Source organism: Streptomyces sp. ADI96-02, from assembly GCF_003846185.1.
In the GTDB taxonomy this organism is placed as follows: domain Bacteria; phylum Actinomycetota; class Actinomycetes; order Streptomycetales; family Streptomycetaceae; genus Streptomyces.
This window is the reverse complement of sequence record NZ_ML123034.1, coordinates 6,009,750-6,020,734: the sequence shown is the minus strand read 5'-3', so window position 1 is coordinate 6,020,734 and position 10,985 is coordinate 6,009,750. Positions and strand designations below refer to the sequence as shown.

Here is a 10,985-nt window from a genome sequence, read left to right as displayed (position 1 = left end):
CCCGATCCTCACCGACGGTGGCGAGCAGAGCCGGCCCGTTCGCCCACCGCGTCACCGCCAGGGCATGCACCGCCCCGGCGTGTTCGGTGGACACCTCCCCCACCAGCCGTCCTGGAACGGCGGGATCCCACAAGCGCACCACCGGGTCGCGGCCGGTGGTCGCCAGAAGGGTGCCCCCGTCCGGCATCGGCACCGCCACGAGCGCGTGGATCTCTTGGGGGTGTGCGGCGAATGGCTCTCCCACCGGGCGCCCGGTGGTCGGATCCCACAGCCGCACCATCCGGTCGGCACCGGCGCTGGCCAGGAAAGTGCGCCCGTCTGCCAGCTGAACCGCCGCCAGCGCCCGAACGGTGCCGGTGTGTCCGCTGAGGGTGATGTGGAGATGGGTGGCCGGAAGGTGGGTCCAGCGTACGGCCCAAGGTGATCGAGGGGCACGGGGAGGAAGCTCGCCGGTGAGGCGCGCCGTTGCCAATGCCCTGACGGCGCAGCGGTCTTCGGGGGGAACTTGGGACAGGAGGTGGTGTGCGCCGAGGGTCGCGGCGACGGGTGGCGGAAGGTCGGCGTGGCCGTACGCCGTGCGCAGCGCTTCAGCGGCGACGGCGCTGGGGTCCAGGTGGTCCAGGACTCGGGTATGACGCGCCAACGCCTCCCACGCCGTGGGCCCGCCGAGTGCCGCGTGGGTGGCCAGGTGCTGGACGAGGTAGGCGTTCGGTGCCGATTCGGGCAGGTGGGCATCGGCCTGTGCGGACAGGCGCTCGGTGATGAGGTGGTGGCGGTGGTCGTGGGCCGAGGGCCGGGTGAAGTGCTCGGCGAACGTGCGGTGGGCGAGCCGGTAGACGCTTTGGCCCGATTCGGTGTCGAGCATGAGGTAGGGCGCGGCGGTCCTGGTCAGTGCCTCGATGTCGGCGTCGGACGGGGGGAGGCCGCCGGTTTCGTCGTGGAGGGCTGCGGCGGTGGCGGCCCAGATGCCGTCATGTACGGGGAGTCCGCGCCCTTGGGCCAGGCCCAGGGCTTCGAGCAGCGGGCGGTTGGACGGGGCCGACGCGGCGAGTCGCTCGACGGCACGGCGGAAGAGCTGGCGGTGGTCGCTGTCGAGGAGGATTTCCAGGTCATCGAGGCTGCCGGCCTGGATGATCTCGTGCACGGCGAGGCGAGCGTAGAGAAATTCCCGGTCGAGCGCGCCCATGGCGTCCGCCGCGTGGTCGATCTGCCACTGTTCCGCCGGAAGAACTCCGTGGCGTGCGTATGCGGTCAGGCGTCGACGTACGTATCGGGTCATCGCGTCGCTGTCACGTCCGACGCGGACGACAGTCGCTGTGTCCTCTGCTGCGCCCAGGGCGTCCAGGAGATACTGGTCGTCGGGCTGTGCCAGGTCAGGGCCTTCATGGAGTGAGCGGCGGGTCCCCACGATGACGCGGGTCATCGGCAGTGCGGCGAGCCGGCGCAGGATCCGGTCTGCTGTCGCCAGAGGTGAGTACGCTTCGTCGAGGGCGTCCACCAGCAGCGTGAACATCTGTCCGCGTTCGCGCATGCCCTTGATCAACCAGTCGCTCTGAGCGTCTAGTTCCTCGTCGGCGGGCGGGGCCTCAAGTCCGGCCGCTCGGGCGATCCGCGCCACCAGGTCCTGAGGAGTGGCGCCGGCGAGGTGGACAACGGTGTGGAACGGGTCGCACGGCTGGGGCGAGGTGGCCGGGAGCGGTGTCAGCTGGCCGGCCGCTTCGAGCACTTGCCGCAGTTCGGGCTGGGTGTGTACGAGGACGTGTCCGAGCAGGGCGGACTTGCCCGAGCCCGCTGCTCCGGTGATCACGAGCAGGCCCCTGTGCACAGTGTCGAGCCAGGTGAGAATCTGGTGGCGTTCCTCTTGCCTGCCCTCGAAGTACCACGCCTGTTCGCCGAGTTCGGCACCTCTGGCTTTGGGGACGAAGTGGCGTCGTTCGTCGTCGGGGAGCTTGTCCAGGACGGCTTCGATCTCGGCCAGCTGGTCCAGCGGCGTCTGAGTGAGCACGGGCACTCTGCGGTGGAGCATGGCGCGGCCCGGGTCGGTTTTCACCTCCACCGGACATCCGCCGAGGTTCCGGCGGAGCTCTGTGGCGAGGTGCCACAGGTCGATGCTGTCATCGGCACGGAAAGTCACGGTGAGGACGGTGGACAGGACCTTGCGGAACGTGCCCAGGTTGGCGGTTCCGTTCCCCGACGTGGCCACCAGCAGGAAGTTGCGCGCGCCGGCGGGATCCCGGTTCACGTCCGCACTCATCAGCTCGACGAACCGGGCGGACTTGCAGGCGTCGATGATGACGATCGCCCATCCGTCTCTTCCCTTGCGATGCGCCTCGCGGGCGGTCAGATGGCTCACCAGTTGTTGTGGGGTGATGCTGCTCGTGGTGAGGGGGCGGGGGCTGAGGGCATGAGCGAGCAGTGCCCTTTGGTCCCCGTCGCTCTCCCCGTGCCCGGTCCAGTACAGGATGGTGTCCCAGGCCATCCGGGGCTCGGTCCACTCCCGCAGCCGTTTCTCGACCGCGTCCGCGCCCCGGTCGATCTCCTCGACTTCCCAGTCACGGGTCTCGGCGCCGAACGGTGCGAGCAGTTCGGCGATGCCGGCGACTTCGGTCTTGGTGTCGAGCGGGGGGTGATCGACGTACTGGCCGATGGCGACCGGGAAGAACTGCAGCGGTCTTTCGGCGTTCTCGCCGATGGCGGCATTCATGCCGCGGTGTTCCCTGGTGCGCGTAACCTGTCGTCCGGTTCGGCCGCCAGGACGAGCTGGGTGACCGGGGCATTGCCTCCGCTCTCGACCCGCAGCCGGTACAGCCCCGGTGCGGGCAGGGTCACCTGAGCGGCGATCGTGTCGTCCTGCCAGCCGATACGTGGCGTGGCGATCCGCCGGTCGGTTTCGGCGTCGTGGACGCTACAGATGACGCCCGCGTGCGTGTCCGTTCCCGTCAGCCGCATGTTCCAGGCGGCTCCGGCTTCTACGGCATCCGGCACGTCGAGGCCGATCCGGCTCTCGCCCATGGGCGGGCCGAGAGGCTCGTCCGGAGAGGTGATCACATTCCGCACGTGACGGATGACGTCGCTGTCCCTGGCCATCGGACCGTGCTGCAGCGGGAGATGGGCGCCCGCGGATCCGCCGAGGGAACCGGAGTCGCGGTACACGGTCCCGTCACCCGTTAGGTCAACGCGTTGCGGCACACCGACGGCGTCGCGAACCACTTCGCCGTCGGAGTGCGTCCGAAAGGTGAAGAACTGTTCGTGGACCACTCCCTCCATCAGCCTCAGGCTCTGCGCGGTCGGCTGAGCCACGCCGACGACGGCCCGGTGACCGGGCAGTGAGCGTCCGTTGAGGCGCATCCACTGCTGGAACTCCTGAGATCGGGCGGCGAGCTCCCTGTCGCCGCCGAGTGCCTGGACATCGCTCGGGGTGAGGCGGTGTACTTCCGGGCTGTCGTCGACGCACCGAAAGCCGGGGAGCAGGTCATGTACGCCGGGCAGAGTGGTTGCCAGTGCCTGCATGCGGCGCCGGAGAAACGCGCTCGGTCCCCGCGCGGCGCGACGGCCGTTGCCGCGGTGACCGTTGAGTATCACGGCGGCTTTGACCGAGCCGTTGAACGGAGTGCCGAGGGTGACGACCGCGCGGGTGTCCGGTTCGAGGTCAGGGGTGCGCGTCAACGCGGCACGGGTCACCAAGCCGCCCATGGAGTGAGCGACGAAGATCAGCTGGGCGGGGCGTTCGTCGGCGCGAAGCCGCCGGATCCGGTCGTGGGCCGGGTGCGCACGCCACGCGCTGAGGTGGCGGCGGGCGGCCTCGGCGAGGAGCGCCGCGTTGACGCCGACCGGCAGTCTCCAGTCATAGGCGAACGCCAGTACCGCCTTGGGATGTGCGACGGCCTTACCCACACCGCGCACCAGATCGGTATACGGCTCGAAACCTTGCAGGAACGGTGCCCAAGCAGGGCACTCCAGCAGCCCGGTAGCCCGCACCCGGCCGAACCGGCCCTCCTGTTCGTCGGGCGTGAGGTGCAGGGGGAGCATCCCGTCGCGTCCTAGCCAGGTATCCGCCATCGACTTGACGCCCAAGCCCCAAATCCGAGCACCTGTCACCGTGTCCTGCAGCGTGCTGCCCATGATTCCGGGAACCACGATCACGGCGTCCTGGCTCGTGTCGCGGCCCACGGGCAAAACCTCCGCCCAGAGCTCGTCGGATGCGGCGTGGGAGCTGTGTGGCGGCTGTCGCGTCATGCCGCAAGACAATAGCCAACTGTGCAAAGGGCGTTACGGACTCTGGCCCTTCAAAGTGATGTCAGGTCGTCGAGGGCGATGCCCGGCGCCGGCGGCTAGGGGGCCGTCGAGGGCATGGGTCCGGTGTTGAAGGCGTTCGAGGCGGTTGCGGACGAGGGTTTCGGGCCGGGTGCGGTTCGGCGTTCCGCGCCGGCCCGGCAGAGCCCGGTGGGCGCGGATGTGAGCGGTGCGGAAGGTTTCGGCCGCCGACGTCCGTGCCGGTCGGTCGTGTTGGTCGGGTCAGCCGCGGTGGCCCCAGTCCAGGCGGCCGGCCGGCCCCGCGGCGGACCGTGCCGCCGCCCGGGCGGTCCAGCTCGACGGACTGCCAGTCGGCCGGGCCCCTGGCCGCGCCCCCGACCCTGGTCGACGGCATCCCGCCCGTCGCGGGCCGCCCCGGCCGGCCCCGCCGCCGACCAGACGCCCTGCTCGGCGACAAGGGCTACGACTCCAACCCGAACCGGCACGCGCTGCGCGAGCGCCGGATCCTGCCTGTCATCTCGCGCAAGGGATCACCCGACATCAAGAGCATCGGCAAGCTCCGCTACGTCGTCGAGCAGACCTTCGCCCTGCTCCACCACTTCAAACGCCTCGCCGTCCGACGGGAACGACGCACCGAACTCCACGACGCCTTCGTCTCCCTCGTGTGCAGCCTCATCTGCTACCGACGCCTCAAGAAGGCCCACTCATGATCGTGTTACGAGCTCGTCGTGAGTGGTGGCGGTCACCGTGGTGACCGACGGGACCGGCTGAGTGGCTTCGACCTCGAACGCGAACTCCGCCCCGCGCTCGGGCTTGCACCCACGTTCGCCCGCCGGCCGCGGCAGGGGCGGGAAGTACGAACGCGGTCCGAACGCATCCGGCCCAGCAGTTCCACAGGCACGAAAGTGAGACGGCTCACCGGCACCACCGACTGCGGAACAGGGCCAAACGTTTTACAGTCCCACGATCCGCTACCACCGCCACGGCCGCATGGTCGGCTTCGCCGACCATGCGCCGAGGCTGGGGCCGCCCCCGACAGCGGACTCCAAATCGACGCCCCCTCTTCTATCTGCTGCCCCACGACCGTGACGCGAGCCCCACAGGCTGCACCGCGCGGGGATGCCCGGCGAGGCGGTCGATTCGCGGACGATCCGGCCGGGCCAGGTGGGCGGCAGGACCGCCCCTTTGCAGCGGGGGACCAAGGTGACGGATGCTCGAATCGGTCCTTCGGCCCCATCCTTCTCATGCATGCCGCTCGTCGCACTGGCGAAGAGCGCCCGGGCGGGGGCCGTCAGGGGCCGGTCAGCCATGATGTGATCGGATTCGCCCGAGCATCATGTGGAGATCGTGCGAAGCGCGCTGGTAATTTGAGAGCCGCGATCCCGTGAGGTCGGGGGGAAGTCAGGGTTTGCGACCGCCATAACGGTGCCCAGGTCAAGCCCTCGTACGTCTGCCTGCCTGCCTGCGCGCGCGTAGGGAGTACAGAGAGAGGCCGATCGTGACCCAGGCAGGGCAGGGAGCGCACGCTCAGGAAGGCGAGGGAGACCCCTCGGAGTCGAGTGCCTCGGCGCACAGGCGTGTCCTCGGGCAGCGGTCCGTACCTGACGAGACGATGCAGCTCCGCGTACCCGAAGGCGGTATACCCACCACCCGCGCCGAAGAGCTGCGGATAGCCGGCCGAGAGCGGCGTGAGATATCCGACGACAACGCCGACACACCCTCCGACACGGAGGAAACCGGGTGGGTCTCACCGACCGGCGACTCCCCGGCGGATGCCTCCGGATTACACGCGGCCCCCCGCTCGCCCGCCAAAGTCACCGCGCCCGGCCGGCCGGGCGCCCGGCGCCGCCGCAAGGCACCCAAGCCAGCGCCCGCCGCCCGCCTCACCGCTGCGGTCGCTGCCGCCACCACCCCCGTCGTCGCCGTGCTGGGCCCCTGGCTGTGCCGCGTGCGGCCGCACTACCCCCGGCCCGGACGGACCGGCTGGAAGCGCTGGGTGCCCTCCTGGCGGCAGACCGGTGGCGCGGTCCTCGCGTCGTTCGGGCTGAGCGTCCTGACCCTGGCCGTCGCCTACGCCGTCACCGACATCCCGGACGACCTCAACTCCTACGCCACCCAGCAGGACACCGTCTACTTCTGGGCCGACGGCACCCCCATGGCCCGCGCCGGCTGGGTACACCGGCAGGAGATGGAGCTGGCCGACGTGCCCGAGGACGTGCGCTGGGCGGTGCTCGCGGCCGAGAACGAGAGCTTTTACAGCGACCCCGGCATCTCGGCCAAGGGTCTCACCCGCGCCATCCTGCGCACCTTCGGACAGGGCAGCACCCAGGGCGGCTCGACCATCACCCAGCAGTACGTCAAAAACGTCTACCTTAGCCATGAGCAGACCTACAGCCGCAAGTTCACCGAGGCCATGATGGCCCTCAAGCTCGACAACAAGATGAGCAAGGACGAGATCCTGGAGGGCTACCTCAACACCAGCTGGTTCGGCCGCGGCACCTACGGCATCCAGCGTGCCGCCCAGGCGTACTACGGCAAGGACGTCAGCGAGCTCAACGCCAGCGAAGGCGCCTTCCTCGCAGCCCTTCTCAAGGGCGCCGGACTGTACGATCCGACGCTCAGCGCGGCCAACCGCACCCGTGCGGAGGAGCGGTGGCGGTGGACGCTCGACCGGATGGTGAAGATCGGCAAGCTGTCGCCCGAGGAGCGCGCCGGCTACCGGACCTTCCCGAAGGCTCTGGAGAGCAATCCGCTCTACAACACGGGTGAGCAGAGCGACTACCTGGTGGAACTCGCTACTCAGCACGCCAAGAAGTCGGCGAACATCTCCGACAAGGACTTCGACCGCGGCGGCTACCAGATCTACACGACGTTCGACAAGAAACGCGTGGACCAGCTGACGAAGGCCGTTGGCGCCGCCCGCGACAAGGCCCGCAAGGACAAGCCTGGGGCCGCGAAACACGTCCACTACGGAGCCGCCTCCGTCGCCGTCGACGGGCGGATCCTGGCCATCCACGGCGGCCCCGACCACCGTAAGCAGGGTTACAACGAGTCCAATGCGACCACCGTGCCGGCTGGTTCGGCGTTCCAGCCGTTCGTCTACGCCGCCGCCCTGGAACACGGCGTACGCAAGAGCCGGGACGGCGCACCCGTGCCGGTGACAGGCGGGACGGTGTACAACGGCGACGACAAGGTGCCCGTCACCACGCCGGAAGGGCCCTACTGGGACCGCAGCGGCCGCAAGGTCGCCGCAAAGAACGACGTCGGGCGGTCCTACGGGCAGATATCCCTGCACCGGGCCCTCGCATCCTCCGTCAACACAACCTTCATGCAGCTTGGCATGGACACCGGACTGGACAAGGTCCGCGCCACCGCCCAGGCCGCCGGACTGCTGCGCTCCAGCCTCGGCGCCCAGGTGCCCGCGCTGACCACCGGCAGCTCCACGCCCAGCGCCATCCGGATGGCCAGCGGCTACACCACCTTCGCCGCCGCGGGCCGACACACCGAGCCGTACACCATCCTCAAGGTCACCCGCAACGGCCACGAGGTCGCTACGGGCGCCCCGGTCTCGCGCCGGGCCATGGACACCGACACCGCCGCCGAGGTGCAGTCCGCCCTGACGGACGCCTTCCGCACCGCCTATCCGGAGACCGCAGCGAAGGCGGGAGGCAAGGTCGCCGGGAAGAGGGGCACCACCGAGCGCGACACCGCCGCCTGGTACGTCGGCACCGAGAAGAAGGTGTCCACCGCGGTCGTCGTCTACCGCATCGACCTGGCCAAGAGCCTCGAACCCCTACCGCTGGAGGGACTGGGCGGCACGATAGCCGACAGCGTCCCGTACAGCATCTGGTCGGAAGCCCTGAGACCCCTCGGCTGACCACCGGTGCGACCGCACCGTCCACGCCACCGAGAGATTGAGCCGCAGATGAACAAGCCGTCGGGCCGACGTCGCAAAGACCCCGCACCCCGCCCCCTCCCCGCCCGCCCCAGAACGCTCGCGCTGGCGGCGCTCCTCGTCGTCGCCTGCACCCTCGGCGGCTACCTGGCCCTGTCCGGCACCGACGACACCACCCCGACCGCGTCCGCGACGAACCGCTCGCCGCGCCAACCGCTGTCCAGGGCCTCGGGGGAACCGGCCTGGGACGGCAAGGTCAAGGTGATCGGCGACGGCTCAACCTCCTACACCGGCCCGCAGAAGGAGCAGCTCAAGCCCCGGCCCCTCAAGCCCGGCGAGAAGCCACCGCAGTTCGTGGTCTTCTCCTGGGACGGTGCCCTCCAGGGCGATGACGGACTGTTCGCGCACTACCGGGAGATGGCCAACCGGCACGACGCCCATATGACCTTCTTCCTCACCGGGATCTACCTGCTGCCCAAGGGCAAGAAGGACCTGTACGACCCGCCGCAGCACTCCCGGGGTGGCGCGGCCATCAGTTTCCCCACCGATGAGCACGTCTACACCACCCTGGAGCAGCTGGGCGGGGCCTGGAAGGACGGCAACGAGATCGGCACCCACTTCAACGGGCACTTCTGCGGCCCGAAGGGCGGCGGCGACTGGAGCCCGGCCGAGTGGAAGAGCGAGATCGACCAGTTCTACGGCTTCGTCGAGAAGTGGAAGACGAACACCGGCAGGACCGACCTCGACCCGCTGCCGTTCGACATACGCCGCGAGGTCGTCGGCGGCCGCGCTCCCTGCCTCGAAGGCCAGGCCAACCTCCTCCAGGCCGCCAAGGGCTACGACTGGCGCTACGACGCGAGCTCCACCGGCGACTTCCAGATATGGCCGAAGAAGAAGAACGGCATATGGGACTTCCCGCTACAGATGCTCCCGTACGAGGGCGGCAAGTACCAGGGCCTGTCCATGGACTTCAACTTCCTCTACAACCAGTCCGAGGGCAAGACCGACGGTGACCCGGCCATGCACCCGAAGTGGCAGCAGGAAACCCTGAACACCTACATGGCAGGGTTCAACCGCGTCTACTACGGCAGCCGCGCCCCCTTGTTCATCGGCAACCACTTCGAGGAGTGGAACGGCGGCATCTACATGAAGGCCGTCGATCGCATGATAGAGGGCGTGTGTACCAAGAAGGACGTCAAGTGCGTGTCCTTCAAGGAGCTCGCCGACTGGATGGACGTCCAGAAGCCCGCCACCCTGGAGCGGCTCCGCAGCCTCGACCCCGCGCAGTCTCCGGACTGGTCCACCGTCGTGAAGTGACCGGCCAACGGCCGTCGAACTCACCGGCGGTGACAGTCCGGCAGCCTCCTTGCACCAGTCGTCCCACCTCCTTCACACCAGCCGCACAAGGCGTGCGAAGATGCCGCTTAGCTCGGCGGTCCCATGCCGGGAAAAGAGGGAAGAACGCCAGTGAAGTCAAGAAAACTGAAGCACACGCGACGCCGGGCAACGATATTCACGGCGGCCGCCGCATCGGCCGTCGCGGGGGTCGCACTGCTGCCCAACTGGAACGCGGGCGCCTCCACGGTGACCGAGCCCCAGGTCGACGCAAGGACCAAGGCCGCCTTCCAGGGTTTGGCGGACGCGGTCTTCACCGACCGCACCAATGCGCTGGTCGACCGGCCGCGCCACGGCGGCAAGAAGGCCATCGCCGAAAGCTTTTCCGGCAAGGTGAAGCTCTCCTCCGGCATGGGCCGGACCGAGAACGCCGCCCGGAAGCAGCTCGACGACCGCAAGAACCGGCTGGCGAGCAACGGTGAGAAGTACAGTGCCGGCAGCACCAAGGTCACCCTGGACCGCACCGAGGTCAAAGGCCGCACCGCCGTCGTCAGGGTCACCGAGAACACCACTCTGACCTACGCGAAGGTCACCGGTGGCGAGCCGGGCACCACCGGTTTCCAGGCCCACCACGAACTGACCTTCACGGCGGACAAGCAGGGCTCCTGGAAGGTCACGAAGATCCGCGAGACCGGCGACGGCTACCTCGCGGTCAACCAGCTCGCCCAGCCGAAGACCACAAGCGTGGCGGCCAAGACCACCACCACCACTCCGGCGGCGCCCCGCGCCGCCATCACGACGCGCCCGCCAGCCGCCCCCAAGAACCTCACCGGCGGCGAGTACGACTACCAGGCGATGGCCGCGTACGCGGAGAAGTACTGGACGAACTACAACCCCGCCTACCCCGACTTCAACGGGGCCGGTGCGGGCGGCGACTGCACCAACTTCGTCAGCCAGTCCCTCAAGGCCGGCGGCTGGAAGCACGTGCCCGGTTACGTCTACGACTACACGCGCTGGTTCGGCACCGCCGACATCCAGTCGCACTCCTTCGTCGGCGTCAACGAGTGGTCCTGGTTCGCGCAGAACTCCAAGCGCACCACCAGCCTGGCCAACGTGTACCAGATGGACGTCGGCGACGTCCTCCAGGTCGACTTCGACAAGGACGGGTCCAAGGACCACACCATGATCGTCACGTCGCGCCGCGACGGCGTGCCGTACCTGACGTACCACTCCACCAACACCCTGCGCCGTTCGGTGACGAGCATCATCTCGTCCTACCCGAACGCCGCGTACTACGCCTACCGCACCTGACGGTCGGCCGCCCCCGCGCCACAGCGCCCCTCGTCCGTGACGACGCGGGGCGCTGTGGCGCGTCGCAGACACGGAGTAGCGCAGCCGAGCACTCTGCGAACCCGCGGAGGGCCAGATCGCGTCCATCACAACAACAGAGCCGGTCAAAGCGACAAAGTGTCGCTTTGACCGGCTCTGTTTGGTCGATTGA

6 protein-coding genes are annotated in these 10,985 nt (G+C 68.9%); 4 read left to right on the top strand and 2 right to left on the bottom strand.

Going from position 1 to position 10,985, the window contains the following annotated elements; all coding sequences use genetic code 11:
• Both EES43_RS30830 and EES43_RS26335 read right to left on the bottom strand, forming a co-directional pair.
• A partial coding sequence (locus EES43_RS30830; protein WP_164493281.1) for an AAA family ATPase occupies positions 1-2,704 on the bottom strand: 2,704 nt, incomplete at its 3' end.
• Entirely contained in the window at positions 2,701-4,170 is a 1,470-nt protein-coding gene (locus tag EES43_RS26335) for an alpha/beta hydrolase (protein ID WP_241192539.1), read from the bottom strand. The genes EES43_RS26335 and EES43_RS30830, both read right to left, overlap by 4 nt.
• A gap of 395 nt (positions 4,171-4,565) precedes the next feature.
• Here EES43_RS26335 and EES43_RS30825 point away from each other — a divergent pair, with 395 nt between their 5' ends.
• From EES43_RS30825 to EES43_RS26320, 4 genes are all read left to right on the top strand, one after another.
• A complete protein-coding gene (locus EES43_RS30825) occupies positions 4,566-4,964 on the top strand; it encodes a transposase (RefSeq protein WP_164493076.1) in 399 nt (132 codons plus the stop codon).
• Positions 4,965-5,866: 902 nt separating this feature from the next.
• On the top strand, positions 5,867-8,131 hold the full coding sequence (locus EES43_RS26330) for a transglycosylase domain-containing protein (RefSeq protein WP_124271049.1): 2,265 nt from the start codon (positions 5,867-5,869) through the stop codon (positions 8,129-8,131).
• Positions 8,132-8,179: 48 nt separating this feature from the next.
• Positions 8,180-9,466 (top strand): polysaccharide deacetylase family protein, encoded by a 1,287-nt coding sequence (locus EES43_RS26325; protein WP_124271048.1) that lies wholly within the window; start codon positions 8,180-8,182, stop codon positions 9,464-9,466.
• A 150-nt stretch (positions 9,467-9,616) separates the two neighbouring features.
• Positions 9,617-10,795, top strand: coding sequence for an amidase domain-containing protein (locus EES43_RS26320; RefSeq protein ID WP_124271047.1), 1,179 nt, complete (start codon positions 9,617-9,619; stop codon positions 10,793-10,795).
• Positions 10,796-10,985: the final 190 nt, after the last annotated feature.

What these genes read in the sequence shown, in the direction of transcription:
- EES43_RS26330 (WP_124271049.1), top strand. Translation starts at nt 5,867, where the DNA reads ATGCAGCTCCGCGTACCCGAAGGCGGTATACCCACCACCCGCGCCGAA.
- EES43_RS26325 (WP_124271048.1), top strand. Translation starts at nt 8,180, where the DNA reads ATGAACAAGCCGTCGGGCCGACGTCGCAAAGACCCCGCACCCCGCCCC.